This window comes from Ferrimonas futtsuensis DSM 18154 (assembly GCF_000422645.1).
In the GTDB taxonomy this organism is placed as follows: Bacteria; Pseudomonadota; Gammaproteobacteria; order Enterobacterales; family Shewanellaceae; genus Ferrimonas; species Ferrimonas futtsuensis.
Genome location: NZ_AUGL01000001.1, coordinates 243909 through 258251, shown reverse-complemented (window position 1 = coordinate 258251; position 14343 = coordinate 243909). Strand labels below are relative to the sequence as shown.

13 protein-coding genes are annotated in these 14343 nt (G+C 60.3%); 3 read left to right on the top strand and 10 right to left on the bottom strand.

Features of this window, described 5'->3' with window-relative positions:
* Positions 1-114: 114 nt before the first annotated feature.
* Positions 115-1746, top strand: a complete 1632-nt coding sequence (locus G505_RS0101205; RefSeq protein WP_028107925.1) for an electron transfer flavoprotein-ubiquinone oxidoreductase — start codon at positions 115-117, stop codon at positions 1744-1746.
* Between the two features lie 48 nt (positions 1747-1794).
* Here the strand turns inward: G505_RS0101205 and G505_RS22225 are convergent, their stop codons facing one another.
* The 3 genes from G505_RS22225 to G505_RS0101190 all read right to left on the bottom strand — a co-directional run bounded on the left by G505_RS22225 (position 1795) and on the right by G505_RS0101190 (position 5169).
* On the bottom strand, positions 1795-2847 hold the full coding sequence (locus tag G505_RS22225) for a GGDEF domain-containing protein (protein WP_051215780.1): 1053 nt from the start codon (positions 2845-2847) through the stop codon (positions 1795-1797).
* A gap of 4 nt (positions 2848-2851) precedes the next feature.
* Complete coding sequence (locus G505_RS0101195; RefSeq protein ID WP_028107924.1) at positions 2852-3697, bottom strand: PfkB family carbohydrate kinase; 846 nt, start codon at positions 3695-3697, stop codon at positions 2852-2854.
* Positions 3698-3834: 137 nt separating this feature from the next.
* The gene (locus G505_RS0101190; RefSeq protein WP_028107923.1) at positions 3835-5169 is read right to left on the bottom strand and encodes a coproporphyrinogen III oxidase family protein; all 1335 of its coding nucleotides are present in this window, start codon (positions 5167-5169) and stop codon (positions 3835-3837) included.
* Positions 5170-5475: 306 nt separating this feature from the next.
* Between G505_RS0101190 and G505_RS0101185 the strand changes: the two genes are divergently transcribed.
* Positions 5476-6036, top strand: coding sequence for a winged helix-turn-helix domain-containing protein (locus G505_RS0101185; RefSeq protein ID WP_084643707.1), 561 nt, complete (start codon positions 5476-5478; stop codon positions 6034-6036).
* 88 nt (positions 6037-6124) lie between these two features.
* Here the strand turns inward: G505_RS0101185 and G505_RS0101180 are convergent, their stop codons facing one another.
* The 4 genes from G505_RS0101180 to G505_RS0101165 are packed head-to-tail and all read right to left on the bottom strand — an operon-like array spanning position 6125 to position 10825.
* Positions 6125-7105, bottom strand: a complete 981-nt coding sequence (locus G505_RS0101180) for a formate dehydrogenase subunit gamma (protein WP_028107921.1) — start codon at positions 7103-7105, stop codon at positions 6125-6127.
* Positions 7106-7149: 44 nt separating this feature from the next.
* The gene (fdh3B, locus tag G505_RS0101175; protein WP_028107920.1) at positions 7150-7725 is read right to left on the bottom strand and encodes a formate dehydrogenase FDH3 subunit beta; all 576 of its coding nucleotides are present in this window, start codon (positions 7723-7725) and stop codon (positions 7150-7152) included.
* Between the two features lie 25 nt (positions 7726-7750).
* Positions 7751-10615 carry a formate dehydrogenase subunit alpha gene (locus G505_RS0101170; RefSeq protein ID WP_028107919.1) on the bottom strand — a complete coding sequence of 955 codons (2865 nt, stop codon included), beginning with the start codon at positions 10613-10615 and terminating at the stop codon, positions 7751-7753.
* A gap of 18 nt (positions 10616-10633) precedes the next feature.
* Positions 10634-10825, bottom strand: coding sequence for a twin-arginine translocation signal domain-containing protein (locus G505_RS0101165; RefSeq protein ID WP_028107918.1), 192 nt, complete (start codon positions 10823-10825; stop codon positions 10634-10636).
* A gap of 813 nt (positions 10826-11638) precedes the next feature.
* On the opposite strand from G505_RS0101165, the gene G505_RS20200 reads away from it, so the two are divergent.
* On the top strand, positions 11639-11941 hold the full coding sequence (locus G505_RS20200) for a DUF1496 domain-containing protein (RefSeq protein WP_051215779.1): 303 nt from the start codon (positions 11639-11641) through the stop codon (positions 11939-11941).
* Positions 11942-11962: 21 nt separating this feature from the next.
* Here the strand turns inward: G505_RS20200 and xerC are convergent, their stop codons facing one another.
* From xerC to dapF, 3 genes are read right to left on the bottom strand one after another with little or no spacing between them, the layout of a single operon-like run.
* The gene (gene xerC, locus G505_RS0101150; RefSeq protein ID WP_028107917.1) at positions 11963-12850 is read right to left on the bottom strand and encodes a tyrosine recombinase XerC; all 888 of its coding nucleotides are present in this window, start codon (positions 12848-12850) and stop codon (positions 11963-11965) included.
* Entirely contained in the window at positions 12843-13505 is a 663-nt protein-coding gene (locus G505_RS0101145) for a DUF484 family protein (protein ID WP_051215778.1), read from the bottom strand. The genes xerC and G505_RS0101145 overlap by 8 nt, the downstream gene beginning before the upstream one ends.
* Positions 13502-14329, bottom strand: coding sequence for a diaminopimelate epimerase (dapF, locus tag G505_RS0101140; protein ID WP_028107915.1), 828 nt, complete (start codon positions 14327-14329; stop codon positions 13502-13504). The genes G505_RS0101145 and dapF overlap by 4 nt, the downstream gene beginning before the upstream one ends.
* Positions 14330-14343 lie beyond the last annotated feature (14 nt).

Below are 14343 nucleotides of genomic sequence, written 5' to 3'. Positions count from 1 at the left end.
CAACTGGTAGGATTTGCTGTTGGCGGTTTTTCAGTCAAACAATCGTTTAATTTGCCGTCTTTTGCAGTAAGCTAGGCGGGTTAGGGAGATAGATAACGACAAAGGACTAACAGGATGGAACGCGAATCAATGGAATTTGACGTGGTCGTTGTTGGCGCCGGACCCTCCGGGCTGGCCAGCGCGATCCGCCTTAAACAGCTCAATGCCGATCTGGCCGTCTGCGTGGTGGAGAAGGGGGCAGAAGTGGGTGCCCACATCCTCTCCGGGGCGGTATTCGAACCCAGGGCTCTGGAGGAGCTGCTGCCTGACTGGCGCGATAAGGGCGCGCCTGTGACCACAGAAGTCATCGGGGATGACATCTACCTGCTCAACGCCGATTCTGCCCGACAGCTGCCGGGCTCTCTGGTGCCCAAGACCATGCACAACCATGGCAACTACATCATCAGCGTAGGCAACCTGTGCCGCTGGCTGGCGGAGCAGGCGGAAGCCCTGGGGGTGGAGATCTACCCAGGTTTTGCCGCCGCCGACATGCTGGAGGAGGAGGGGATCGTCAAGGGGGTCCTCACCGGAGACATGGGGGTCGGTGCCGACGGTGAGCCCAAAGACAGCTATATGCCTGGCATGGAGCTTCGAGCCAAATACACCCTGCTCAGTGAGGGCTGCCGTGGTCACCTGGGCAAGCAGGCCATTGCCCGCTATCAGCTGGATGCCGGGGTGGACCCCCAACACTATGGCATCGGCTTCAAGGAGATCTGGGAGGTGCCCGCCGAGCAGCATCAGCCGGGCAAGGTGGTGCACACCGCTGGCTGGCCTTTGGATGGGGAGGGCAGTGGAGGCGGTTACCTCTATCACGCGGACAACAACGAGATCTGGGTTGGTCTGATCATTGATCTCAACTACACCAACCCCAACCTCTCTCCGTTTGAGGAGTTTCAGCGCTACAAGACCCACCCGGTAATTGCCCAGTACCTGCAAGGGGGAGAGCGAACCAGTTACGGTGCTCGGGCCATCACCAAAGGTGGCCTCAATGCCCTGCCCAGGCAGCACTTCCCCGGCGGGCTGCTGATCGGCTGTGACGCCGGTACCCTCAACTTCTCCAAGATCAAAGGCACTCATACCGCCATGAAGTCCGGCATGCTGGCGGCCGAGGCCGTGGCCGAAGCCCTGGCGGGTGGCGACGCCGGCGGAGGCGATCTGGCCGATTACGGAGAGAAATTCAGGGACTCCTGGCTCTATGAGGAGCTGTATGCGTCCCGCAACTTTGGCCCGGCCCTGCACAAATACGGTTCCCTGATGGGCGGTGCGTTCAACTATCTGGATCAGAACTGGTTTGGTGGCAAGCTGCCGCTGACTCTGCATGACACCAAGGTGGATCATCAGGGGATGGAGCCGGTGGCGCAGGCCAAGGCGATCGACTACCCCAAGCCGGATGGGAAGCTCAGCTTCGACCGCCTGAGTTCGGTGTATCTGTCGAACACCTTCCACGAGGAGGATCAGCCCTGTCATCTCAAGCTGACCGACGCGGAGATCCCAATTCAGGTGAACCTCAGCCAGTTCGATGAGCCGGCTCAGCGCTACTGCCCAGCCGGTGTGTATGAGGTGGTGGAAGAGGAGGGGCAGCAGAGGTTCGTCATCAACGGCCAAAACTGCATCCACTGTAAGACCTGTGACATCAAGGATCCCAGTCAGAACATCACCTGGGTGGTGCCAGAGGGGGGGGCAGGGCCCAACTACCCCAACATGTAGTTCCCTGACAACCGATACGCCAAGGCCCGCAACTGCGGGCCTCATTTTTCAGGCCAGTATGTAACGGTTCCTGCCCTGAGCCTTGGCCTGCTTCAGGGCGGCTCTGGCTTCCTGAAGCAGGGAGTGGTGATCCTGGCCCGGTTTCCACTGGGCCACACCGGCGCTCAAGGTCAGCCTGGGGCTGATGGGGGAGTGATCGTGGGGCAGATCGGCCTCGATCAGCTCCTTGCGGACCTGTTGCAGCAGACGTTTGCCACCGGTTTTGTCGGTGGCGGGCAGCAGGATGGCAAACTCGCCCCCCCGGTAACGGGCGATCACATCGGTCTGGCGGCGGCTGCAGTGGAGCATCAGCTTGGCCAGGGAGACCAGGGTTTCGTCACCGGCTTCGTCACCGTAGTGGCGATTGAAGGCGGTGAAGTAATCGATGTCCAGCATCACCAGGGTAAGGGGATTGTGGGTGCGTCGATTTTCCGCCACCAGCTCTTTGAGTCTCTGCTCCAGCAGGCTTCGATTGGCGATGCCGGTCAGCTGGTCCACCCGGCTGCTGCGATCCAGTTGGTGTTGCAGCTGGGCACAGCGGTGCTGGTGTTTTCGATTCTCCTCAAAGCCACGGTTGAGCACCGTCAGGATGGCGAAGCTGAGCAGCAGGCCGGCGCCCAGCAGCACCATCGCCTGGGCCAGGTTGGTGGTATTCAGTTGTCCCAGGGCCGGCACCAGAGCGATGGGCAGGGGGAGGTGGAGGGTCCAGAACGCCAGTCGGCTGGGGTACAGGCTCACGCTGGCGGCCAGTAATAACAGCAGTAGGGTGGCCACCAGCAAAGGAGAGGAGAGGCTGCCGCTGGTGAAGGATTGCCACAGATGCAGGGTGACCAGCGAGCCTGCGGCCAGGGTGTAGAGGGGAAACAGCTTCGCCAGCGGACGTTGGGGCAGATGCGGTTGCAGGGCCCAGAGCACCCCCATGCCGAACGGGGCCAGCCATATCAGGTAGTGGCTGGAGGAGGTCAGGGTCTGCACTGCTCCTTGTGCCAATCCAATGAAGAGCAGTGCCAGCAGCAACCGGCGGTGGCTGTGGAACAACACTTGTCTGGGTTGGGGTGACATAGGCTCATCCTTGAGAGTGTTTTAGATAACTCCTTAATTTCTCAGAGGGGATTGAGCTGGCGCTCTGCAGGGCAAAGCTGGCCCATCGGGCACCCTGCTCCATCGCCTTGGTCAGCTCCTGACCTCTCAACAGGCCGTCCATCAAGCCTGCTGCATAGCTGTCACCGGCTCCCGTGGTGTCCACCACCTGAGTCGGAAAGGCCGCCACTGAGAAACAACCATCCTCAGTATAGGCGATGGCGCCCTGTTCGCCCTGGGTGACGATAAAGGCCTTCAGGCTGGGGCCGGCGATCTCTCTGCCAAAGCCCCAGGGGTCGTTGACCTGATGGGGGGCCAGGTCGTCCACCGAGGTGATCAGATAGTGGCAGGGACGGCGGCTGAGATCCTTGGGCAACTGGGCGAACACCAGGCCAAGATCCAGGGCCTGGTGCATCAGCTGCGGCAGGCCTTCGGCGGTGAGGTTGACATAGAGGGCGTCCAGGGGGCCGTTGAGACTGGGGGGCAGCAGCAGCCGTGGCCGGTTGGGTCGCAGTATGGTGCGCTCGCCATTGGGTTCCATCAGCAGTTGCAGGGGTTGGGTCGGGCCTGGGTGGCGGTGCACCTGGTTGCACTCGAGTCCCAGTCCCTTGGCCTGATCCAGCAGCCACTCACCCAGCGGGTCGTCACCCACCTGGCTGAGCAGCGTCACCCGGTGTCCGGCCCAGGCCAGGGCGGTGCCGGTATTGGCGGCGCCGCCACCGATGCGGCGACCCAGGTCTTCGTAATGGATGCGAGCGCCGGTACTCAGGGGACGACTCAGACGCAGAATCTGGTCACAATTCAGGTTGGCGATGATGGATATTTGGGCCATGAGGATGTGGCTTCGGGTTTGTGTCAGTCCGAATACTATACCAATGCCCGTTGGCTACTGCACCGAGTTGGTGCCAACAATGGTGGTAAAGATACAAAAAAAGGGGCGGAAGTCCGCCCCTTTCTGTCTCTGTGCCGTCACATATCCCTGGCGCTCAGGGGGCGGCGCAGCTCGGCCCGGACATTGTCCATGCCGGCGTAGAAATTCTTCATCATCAGCACGCCCATCATCAGGCCGTTGGGGGTGGCCTGCAGCTTATCGGGATCCTGCGGGTCCTCAATCAGGCCGCCGGTCATCTTCATGAAGGCCATCTCCTTGGTCAGGCCGCCCCACAGGCTCTTGCCAAAGTTGTCCTTGAAGTAGGACTTGGAGAGGCGCCCGCCAAACAGGTTGAGCAGGAAGCGATACTGCATCACCGCCTTGGGGGTGTAGTACTTGGAGGACTCCACACCCATGCGGCCGGCTTCGATCTTCTCCTGATACTTACGCAGGGAGAAGCTGTTTACGTACAGGGTGTCGTGAAGGAAGCTGAAGCTGCCGGAGCCCACACCCAGGTAATCGTCGTAGTTGACCACATATTCGTCGAAGCTCTGGTCGGCGCGTTTACCGAAGGACCAGGCGGTCATCTGGTCGTAATGACCGTTCAGGGCATTGAGGATCAGCTCATAATCCCGGGCGATGTCCTGAGTCGGGTTGGCCAGGTTCCCCTTGGCGCTCTTGCGGGTCTGGTGGGTCACCATCAGCGGGTAGGTGGTGATCTGAGTGGGCCCAAGGCGCACCAGGGTGTCCATATCTTTCTGCAGGATCTCCTGGTTCTGGCCGGCAAAGCCAAAAATCATGTCGACGCTGAGAATCGGGAAGTTCTCTTTCGCCCGGGCCAGCTTTTCGTAGATCACCTCGGGCTCACCAAACTTTTCCAGGCGGTCGGTGCGGGCCAGGATATCCCGGTCAAAGCTCTGAACGCCGACGGAGAGTCTGTCCACCAGGCCGTGCAGTTGGGTGAACTCCATGGAGGTCAGGTGCAGGGGATCGGACTCGCAGGAGACCTGTTTGATGGAGGGGAACAGGGTGCGGGCGTGCTCAATGGTTTTCGCCAGCTCATCCACCAGCACCGTGGTGGTGCCGCCGCCAATGTAGAGCTCTTCGAAGTCGTACCCCAGGGCCTTGGCCATCTCCATCTCTTTGCGCAGAGACTTGAAGTAGGCACGGGCCTTGTCCTCCTTGAACAGGAAGCGGTGGAAGGTACAGAAGCTGCACAGGGTGTGACAGAAGGGGACATGGGCATAGAGCATGTACTTCTTGCCGGGCTGTGGGCCGGGCATGGTGTCACAGGCCTGGGTGTCCAGACAGAGGTGGCGCTCGGTGTAGTACTCCATCACCCGCTCCAGGCTGTTGAGCATCCAGCTGGGTGTGGTGATCTTGGCCGTCTCACGAATGGCGGCGTTGTTTAGGGCGCGTTCTGCAAGAGACATGTTAGCTTCCCGGACTGCATTTGGATGAGGCCACAGTGTAGAAGAGGGGCAAATCGCCGTCTGTGAGCAAAGACTGAAACTTTGTACACCTAATCGGCCAAAAGTGCAGAACTGTGATCCATTCCACTTCACTTTGCTCCCCAAGCTGTGATGGTGGCCACACACGGGGATCGATATTTGGACAGTTTCCCCAAGGGGCAGAGGATTACGCTGATGTAAGCCGGTTCCTACAGAGTTTTCATCCAGTTTCAGGTCACCATTAGCTAGCCTTATGGGAGGATCACTGACGTCGCTGGGAGGCCATGGATGGCACAGATGCAATGGATTGTTGGGGAATTTCTGTATCTTAGCTCTGGCAGGAGGCTTAGGGGGCCGAGCGGTCGCTGGGAACAACTCAGCCCCAAAGCGGCTCAGGTGCTGGAGGTGTTTCTGGCCCATCCGGGAGAGCTGCTCAGCTACACCGCCCTGATGAAGCTGGCCTGGGGCGGGCGGGTGGTCACCGAGTGTGCCGTGCGCCGGGCGGTAACCGAGATCCGCAAGGGGTTTGGTGATGATTTCAGGGCGCCCAGATACCTGGAAACCCGGCAGAGCCAGGGATACCTCTGGTTGATGACGCCGTTGTCGGCTCAAGGTGAGGGCGGGCAGGCACCGAGGGAGAGCGTGCTGCTGCCCGGCATTGCCGGCATCACCTTTGCCGTCCTGCTGTTGTGGGCCTGGCAGGGGCAGTCGCCGACCGAGGCGGCAGGACTGGCGGAAGCCGCAGAGCGTCAGGGGTGGCCCAGGTTCAGCGAGCCTCGTCAGGTGGCCGGGCCTGCGTCAGTGTGTCAACCGGTGGCCAGGGTCACGCAGCCGCCGCTGCGCTATTAGGGAGTCACTGGACGCCGCTTGTGAAAATGCTGCAGATAAAAAACCCCGGCGCGATGCCGGGGTTTTTCTTCGGTAGACGGTTTGGGAGTTAAGACTTGTACTGCAAAGTGCCGTCAGCCTGTATCTCGTCATACCATACATTGTGGTGCTGCTTGGCCCAGTTCTCATCACAGTAACCGGACACCATGCACTCCATGCCACCCTCGGACATCACCGTCGCCATGAAGATGTGGACGATGGAGAAGGCGCAGAGGATGATGGCGGACGCGCCGTGGGCGATGATCGCCAGCAGGCTCAGGGTGCGGCTGGGCTCCACATATTGCGGGAACAGCAGCACGATGCCGGACAGGGAGATCACCAGGCCGAAGGCGGCGAAGGTCCAGAACCACAGTTTTTCACCGGCGTTGGCGAAGCCAGCGTCCGGGTGTTTGCCCTTGAAGGGACCGAAGTTGATGTAGCCGCCCACCACCAGGAACCAGTCCAGGTCATATTTGGCGGGGATCTGGTTTTTGGCCCACAACAGGGTCATCAGCAACCAGCCAGCCATAAAGGGGAACGCCATCACGTCGTGCACCGGCTTGACCAGCGCCATCATGGAGGCGAAGGCGCCCTGGCCCAGTACCGGCTCCACAAAGAACCGGCCGGCCAGCAGCATCAGCCCGGTGAGGATCAGCATCAGGCAGGGCACCGCACCCAGCCAGTGGATCGCCACATCCCGCTTGGACCAGCGGAACACCATCTTGCCGGAGAAGCCGTGGTGCAGCTTGGAGATGCCGTTGACCATGATGAACAGGATGAACACGCCGATCATGCCAAACAGTGCCAGCATCAGGCCGGGGGCCAGGATGTCACTGCGCAGGGGCAGAATGCGCGGATCATAGCTGTTGATCGGCTGGCCGTGGAACTCGCTCTGGGAGGTGGTGTAGCCGGTGGCGCCCTCCTTGAGGGCCTGCCACACCACTTCCGACTGGCTGGCGGCCTGGGCAGAGGCGTCCGCCGCTTCCGCCAGGGCCAGACCGGGCAGCAGCAGGGCGGCCATGACCAGCAGCGTCTTGAACATATGCTTCATATGAATGCTCCTAAGGAGCGGGGAGTGGCCTCCCCGCTTCGAGGTTACTTGTTCCAGACGCCGCGCTTCATGCCACGCTGGGCGACGCGCTCACGGTAGATGTCGGAGACCATCTGGGCGTCACCACCCAGCAGCGCCTTGGTGGAGCACAGCTCGGCACACATCGGCAGTTTGCCTTCCGCCAGGCGGTTGGCACCGTAGAGCTCGCGCTCCTTGGCACTGCCCGCTTCGGTGTCTGGGCCACCGGCGCAGAAGGTGCACTTGTCCATCTTGCCCTTGGAGCCAAATACCGCCTTCTTGGGGAACTGGGGTGCGCCGAAAGGACAGGCGTACAGGCAGTAGCCACAGCCGATACAGCGCTCTTTGTCGTGCAGGACGATGCCATCGTCGGTCTTGGTGAACACGTTCACCGGGCAGACCGCCATGCAGGGTGCATCGGCACAGTGCATGCAGGCCACCGACAGGGAGGCTTCGTTGCGCTCACCGTCGTTGATGGTGACCACGCGACGACGGCTGACACCCCACTCCAGGGCACTGTCGTTCTCGTTCTTACAAGCGGTGACACAGCCGTTGCATTCGATGCAGCGCTGGGTGTCACACATAAATTTCATAGTTGCCATTTTGGCTTATCTCCTACCTTGAACCTTACGCTTTCTCGATCTGACACAGGGAGGACTTGGTCTCCTGCATCTGGGTGATCGGGTCATAGCCATAGGTCAGAGCGGTGTTGGCGGATTCGCCGACGATGTAAGGCTTGGTGCCCTCTGGGTAGACCAGCTGTTCGTTGTGCATGACACCGGCGAAGTGGTAAGGCATCCAGGTTACGCCCTGCTTGACTCGTGGGGTCACCAGCGCCTTCACCTTGATGCGGGCGCCTTCGGCACCTTCCACCCAGACGTCGTCCCAGTTCTGCAGGCCACGGTCGGCGGCGTCGGCAGGGTTGATCTCGATGAACATCTCCTGCTGCAGCTCGGCCAGCCACGGGTTGGAACGGGACTCTTCACCGCCACCTTCGTATTCCACCAGTCGGCCGGAGGTCATCACCAGCGGGTAACGCTTATCCAGGTTGTCGCTGATCACCTTGTCCTGAATGGACTTGTACAGGGTGGGCAGACGATGCACCTGCATGTCGTTGTAGGTGGGGTACTGAGCGATCAGGTCCCGGCGAGGGGTATACAGGGGCTCACGGTGTACCGGCATCGGGTCGGGGAAGGTCCACACTTTACAGCGGGCCTTGGCGTTACCGAAGGGGATGCAGCCGTGCTTCATCGCCACCCGGTGGATACCGCCGGACAGATCGGTCTTCCAGTTACGGCCTTCTGCTTCCGCTTTCTCTTCGGCGGTCAGCTCGTCCCACCAACCCAGTTGCTTGAGCATCTTGTCGGTGAACTCGGGGTAACCGTCGCCCAGGTCACAGCCCAGGGAGGCGGAGCCTTCGGCCAGCAGGTTTTCACCCTCGTAGGAGACGCCGAAACGGGCACGGAAGTTACCGCCGCCCTGCAGCACGTGCTTGGAGGTGTCGTACAGGATGTGGGTACCAGGGTGCTTCTGCTCTGGGGTACCCCAGCAAGGCCATGGCAGGCCATAGGTTTCACCCTTGGCTGGGCCACCCAGGGCTTGCAGGTTCTCGTGGGAGAAGGTGCCCCAGTTGTTGGTGTGCTGCTTGATGCGCTCGGGAGACTGGCCGGACATACCGATGGTCAGCATGCCGCGGTTGATCTCGCGGGTCACGTCCTCGATCACCGGCATGTCATTCTTCACCTGCATGCGCTTGGTGAACTGCTCGGCGAAGCCCAGTTTCTTGGCCAGACGGTACATGATCTCCAGGTCAGGCTTGGACTCAAACAGGGGCTCGACCACCTGCTGACGCCACTGTACGGAGCGGCCGGAGTTGGACAGGGAGCCTTCGGTCTCGAACTGAGAGCAGGCGGGCAGCAGGTAAACGCCATCCTTACGGCGGTGCATCACACCGGCCATGGTTGGGTAGGGGTCGACCACAACGACGGTGTCCATCTTATCCAGGGCATCACGCACTTCGCGGCCACGGGTTTCGGTGTTGACGGACTGACCCCAGAAGAAGGCCATGCGGATGTTGTCTTTCTGGCCCAGCTTGTTCTTGTCTTCCAGAACGCCGTCGTGCCAGCGGGAGCAGGGCATGCCAGGGGTGGTCATGGGCACCTTGCCCAGGTACTCGCCCTGGTCGAAGCGGCCTTTCACCCAGTCAAACTCCAGATCCCACACATGGCTCCAGTGCTTCCAGGCACCGGTGGACAGGCCATAGTAGCCGGGCAGGGTGTCGAACAGCAGGCCCAGATCGGTGGCGCCCTGCACGTTGTCGTGGCCACGGAAGATGTTGGTGCCGCCGCCGGTTTTGCCCATGTTGCCCAGGGCCAGCTGCAGCAGGCAGTAGGCACGGGTGTTGGCGTTACCCACGGTGTGCTGGGTACCACCCATACACCAGACCACGGAGCCGGGACGGTTTTCCGCCATCAGTTTGGCGGCCTGGTACACCAGATCACCGTCGATGCCACAGACGCGGGCCACCTCTTCCAGGGGCCACTTGGCGGCTTCCTTACGGATGTCTTCCATGCCCCAGACGCGCTGGTCGATGAAGGTCTGATCCTGCCAGCCGTTGTCAAAGATGACGTTCAGCATGCCGTAGATGAAGGGGATGTCGGTACCGGGGCGGATGCCAACGTGCAGATCAGAATGGGCAGCCGTACGGGAGAAACGTGGGTCAACAACGATGATTTTGGCGTTGTTGCGTTCTTTGGCGGTGAGGATGTGCTGCATGGAAACCGGGTGGGCTTCTGCAGGGTTGGCACCGATAAAGAAGATGGCGTTCGCGTGACGGATGTCATTGAAGGAGTTGGTCATCGCACCGTAGCCCCAGGTGTTGGCAACACCGGCTACTGTGGTGGAGTGACAGATACGGGCGGAGTGGTCAACGTTGTTGGTGCCCCACATGGCCGCAAATTTGCGGTACATGTAACAGCCTTCGTTGGAGAACTTGGCACTGCCCATAAAGTAGATGGAGTCCGGACCGGATTCGGCGCGGATCTTCAGCATCTGGCTGCCCACCTCTTCGATGGCCTGCTCCCAGGAGAGCTTTTTCCACTTGCCGCCTTCCAGCTTCATGGGGTATTTCACCCGCAGCTTGGAGTGGCCGTGCTCGCGCAGTGCGGCCCCCTTGGCGCAGTGACCGCCACGGTTGAAGGGGTGATCGAAGGCTGGCTCCTGGCCGGTCCAGACACCGTTCTGAACTTCGGCGTAGACACCACAGCCCACGGCACAGGCGGAGCAGATGGTGCGCTTCACTTCGATGGGGGCGCTGGGATCGACGTGATGGTCAGAGGCGCTGGCCTTGCGGATCATGCCGGTGCCCAGCATGGAGGCGGCGGCGATACCACCGGTGGTGACACCGGCGTTCTTCAGGAACTGACGGCGGTCGAGGCCCAGTCCTTTGTTGGCTTCTGCCTTAACCTTGGCAGAGGTGCGGGTAAGTTGCATCAGAGAAACTCTCCTGGATTACTGGCCGCGCAGGCTGGCGTAGTAGCGGCGGATATGATCGGTTTCCTGGTAGCCTTGGACAGCTTCCTGGGGGCGACCGGTCTCTGCCTTGGAGGGGGCAGCAACGGTGGCGAGGCCGGCGGCGGCGGGAGCCATGGCCAGGGCCTTGAGCAGACCGCGTCGGGTCGACTTGGCGTGATCTTGTGTCATCGTCTTCTCTCGAATCTGGTGTGACAAAAGGGCGTAGTGCCTTTTTTAAACAGTTGTTTGTAGGGCGAGTTAAGGCCATCTAAATGGCTGGCCGGATTGTCCATGGAGAACCCGGGGAAAAACGTGAACTGAAACGGGTTTCCTCGGAGGGGGAGAGAGAAATCGAACGGTTATTTGACCTGAATCGTCTTGTTAAGCCTGCTTTAACAGTGGTTTCACGGAATCATGACCGAAAATTGAAACAAATAAGCATTTTGCCTAATGCTTTGTTGAGCTTTGTCACTGAAAGCCCCCTTAATTACTGCGTGTTGGGACAGTTTGTCCCTGTGGTGGATTGTTTAGTGATCAGCCTGTTTTTCTATGTCAGCCTGGCAGACTCTCGGTCGTAACAGGGTTGTTAAAATTGGCTTTTACCGTTTTTGCATCACTTTTGAGTCTTGAGTCTCGAAAACTAAGGCGCTATAAGCAAAAACAGTGACAGGGGCCGAAATGCTTTTAAAAGTGTGACGGTTTTCAACTAATGGGGCTTTCATTGATCTCGATCAATGGGGTTTCTCACAGATTCGCTACTCTGCTCACGCTGAATTTTTGTTCCCGAACATGATTCTTTTTGTGAACCCAGTGGAGTGCGACATGCGACAGGCTCGCTTACCTCATCTTTATGTGCTGATCTTCGGTGTGCTGTTGGCACTGACCCCTTTCGTGATCAATGCCTTTATGATGATCTCCGGCAATCTGGTCTGATTCCCCTCTTGATTCCCGGTCCCGGTTCGATAGTCTGAGGAGCATGGAAGCCTCCCTGGAGCCAGGACAATGTCTTTGAAATCCCCCGCAGTTTTTCTCCCTTTGATCCTTATTGCTACCGGCGTTTCTGCCCAGGCAGACCCGGTCGTCATTGCTCAGCCTCAGCAACTGCAGTCGGTTTGCTGGTTTGAGGGGCGCGAGTATTCCCAAGGTGCCCGCATCGAGATGGTGGGTAAGAGGGTGCTCTGTGGACCCAGGGACCCCTATATGCCCGATGGCCCCCTGGTGTGGCTGTCATTGGATGAGCAGGGCAGCCCCATCTATCCCGAGCCGCCCCGCCCCGACAGCAAGATCACCATCAATAAGGGATAGCCGTCCCCGTCTGGCGGCGAGTCAGCGCTTCTTGGCCCTGGGGTGCGCCTGGTCGTAGACCTCGGCCAGGTGTTGGAAATCCAGGTGGGTGTAGACCTGGGTGGTGCTGAGGTTGGCGTGGCCGAGCAGCTCCTGTACCGCCCTCAGATCGCCGGAGGACTCCAGCATGTGGGTGGCGAAGGCGTGTCGCAGTTTGTGAGGGTGGACCCTGGCACCCACCGTTTGCTCCATACCCCATTTCGACAGCCTCGCCTGCACCGAACGGTGGCTGATGCGCCGGCCCCGGCTGGAGAGAAACAGCGCCTGACCCTCGGCGTCGGTGGGCTGGGGGCGAACGTTCAGCCACGCCTCCAGGCTGGCGATGGCCGTGGCCGTGACCGGCAGCAGCCGGGTTTTGCCCCCTTTACCCGTCACCCGCACCTGCTTCTCCTTAACATCCAGATCCCCCAGGTCCAGGGAGACCAGCTCAGCCAGCCGCAGGCCGCTGGAGTAGAGCAGTTCCATCATCGCCAGGTCGCGAACCACCAGAGGATCCTGGCCCTCCAGACTGAGCAGCTGGTCCATCTGGTCCACATCCAGATTCTTCGGCAGGGGTTTGCCCTGCTTGGGCGCGGAGAGATGCTTGGCAGGATTGTGGTCCAGCTCGCCACAGAGCACCATAAACTCCCCCAGCTGACGCAGGGCGGATAGGGTCAGGGCCAGGGAGCGCGGAGAGAGTCCCTGGCGGTGCAGCTTGGCCAGCAGGGCCTGCAGTTGCTCCAGGGTGACCTGATGCCACTGCACCATCCCCAGCTGTTGGAGCAGGGGCTGGCAGCGGCGGAGTTCCCGCAAATAGTTGCGGCAGGTGTGGGGAGAGTACTGGCGCTCGCTGCGCAGATAGCGCTCGAAGCGGGCGACGGTGTCAGCCATGGCGCAGCTGGGGGATCTTATAGGCCAGCAACTGACGGATCTGATCCAGCATCATGGTGTCCATGTCCGGGGAGAAGTGGCTGGGATCGTTGGAGGCGATGGCCAGCAGGGCCACCGGAGTGCCGCGGTCGCCGATGCACACCAGAGCCACAGAACCGTTGTCCTGGGCCACCAGCGGGTTCTGCTCCTGGGCGGGCAGTCGCCCCAGGTAGTAGCCGTGCTCGTTGAGGCGTCGGCGCAGGATCAGATTCAGCTCAGGCTGATCGAACTGACCGGTACTGTCAGTGACTGCCAGGCGCACCTTGGCAAATCGGAAGCGGCTCTTGAAACTGTCCACCAGAACCCGGTTGATCTCCTCCAGACTTTCCGTCTCCAGCAGATCGAAAAACAGCTGATTGTAGAAGCGGTAGATATCTTCGTTGCGGGAGGCCACGGAGAGCAGGGAGGTGATCTCCTCCTCCAGTTGGGAGACCCGTGAGCGCAGGTTTTGCTGCTGATGCTCAATCAGGGAGACGGTGCCCCGCTCGGTATGAGGGATGCGCAGGCTGAGCAGCAGCTCTGGATGACGGATGAAGAAGTCCGAGTTCTCCAACAGGTACTCTTTGACCATGTCGGTACTCAAGGCTTTCAGGCTGTCACTGTAGTCGTGCTTCATAATCCAATTTGACCATCGTAGACGTGTACGGCTGGCCCGGTCATCTCCACTGCCTTACCCTGGCCTGGCCACTCAATGTGTAAGGTACCACCTGGAAGGTCTACGCGCACCTTCTCTCCCAGCAACCCCTGGTGCTGGCCTATAACGGCGGCGGCACAAGCACCGGTGCCACAGGCCAGGGTTTCGCCTGCGCCACGCTCATACACCCGCAGGCGGATGTGGCGCTCCGAAAGAACCTGCATGAAGCCGACATTGACCCCCTTGGCAAAGCGTTCATGACTGCTGAGGCTGCGGCCGATGCCCTCGACGTCGGCCGTATCCAGGTCATCCACTTTGAGGACGCAGTGGGGGTTGCCCATGGAAACTGCACCGCAGAGGTGTACCGCATCATCGGTCTGCAGCAGGTAGGTTTTCTCCACCTTGTTGGCCCTGAAGGGCAGAGAGCCGGGTTCGAAGTTGGGGGTGCCCATGTTGACCGTCACCTGATTCTCCTGACCCAGGCGCAGCGCCAGAGAGCCCGCCTTGGTGCTGACCCCGATCTGATCCTTGTTGGTCAGTCCCTTCATCTTTACGAAGCGGGCGAAACAGCGGGCGCCGTTGCCGCAGTTTTCCACTTCACTGCCGTCGGCGTTGAAGATGCGGTAGTGGAAATCCTGCTCGGGATCATAGGGGGGTTCCACCAGCAGCAGTTGATCGAAACCCACGCCAAAATGCCTGTCTCCCAGACGGCGGATCTGTTCCGGCGAGAGATAGAGGTTCTGGGTGACCGCATCGATCACCATGAAGTCGTTGCCCAACCCCTGCATTTTGGAGAAGTGAATCAAGAGGCTACCCCTGT

Excerpts from the sequence above, each read along its gene's own strand:
- G505_RS0101205 (WP_028107925.1), top strand. The coding sequence starts at position 115 with ATGGAACGCGAATCAATGGAATTTGACGTGGTCGTTGTTGGCGCCGGA.
- G505_RS22225 (WP_051215780.1), bottom strand. The coding sequence starts at position 2,847 with ATGTCACCCCAACCCAGACAAGTGTTGTTCCACAGCCACCGCCGGTTG.
- G505_RS0101195 (WP_028107924.1), bottom strand. The coding sequence starts at position 3,697 with ATGGCCCAAATATCCATCATCGCCAACCTGAATTGTGACCAGATTCTG.
- G505_RS0101190 (WP_028107923.1), bottom strand. The coding sequence starts at position 5,169 with ATGTCTCTTGCAGAACGCGCCCTAAACAACGCCGCCATTCGTGAGACG.
- G505_RS0101185 (WP_084643707.1), top strand. The coding sequence starts at position 5,476 with ATGGCACAGATGCAATGGATTGTTGGGGAATTTCTGTATCTTAGCTCT.
- G505_RS0101180 (WP_028107921.1), bottom strand. The coding sequence starts at position 7,105 with ATGAAGCATATGTTCAAGACGCTGCTGGTCATGGCCGCCCTGCTGCTG.
- fdh3B (WP_028107920.1), bottom strand. The coding sequence starts at position 7,725 with ATGGCAACTATGAAATTTATGTGTGACACCCAGCGCTGCATCGAATGC.
- G505_RS0101170 (WP_028107919.1), bottom strand. The coding sequence starts at position 10,615 with ATGCAACTTACCCGCACCTCTGCCAAGGTTAAGGCAGAAGCCAACAAA.
- G505_RS0101165 (WP_028107918.1), bottom strand. The coding sequence starts at position 10,825 with ATGACACAAGATCACGCCAAGTCGACCCGACGCGGTCTGCTCAAGGCC.
- G505_RS20200 (WP_051215779.1), top strand. The coding sequence starts at position 11,639 with ATGTCTTTGAAATCCCCCGCAGTTTTTCTCCCTTTGATCCTTATTGCT.
- xerC (WP_028107917.1), bottom strand. The coding sequence starts at position 12,850 with ATGGCTGACACCGTCGCCCGCTTCGAGCGCTATCTGCGCAGCGAGCGC.
- G505_RS0101145 (WP_051215778.1), bottom strand. The coding sequence starts at position 13,505 with ATGAAGCACGACTACAGTGACAGCCTGAAAGCCTTGAGTACCGACATG.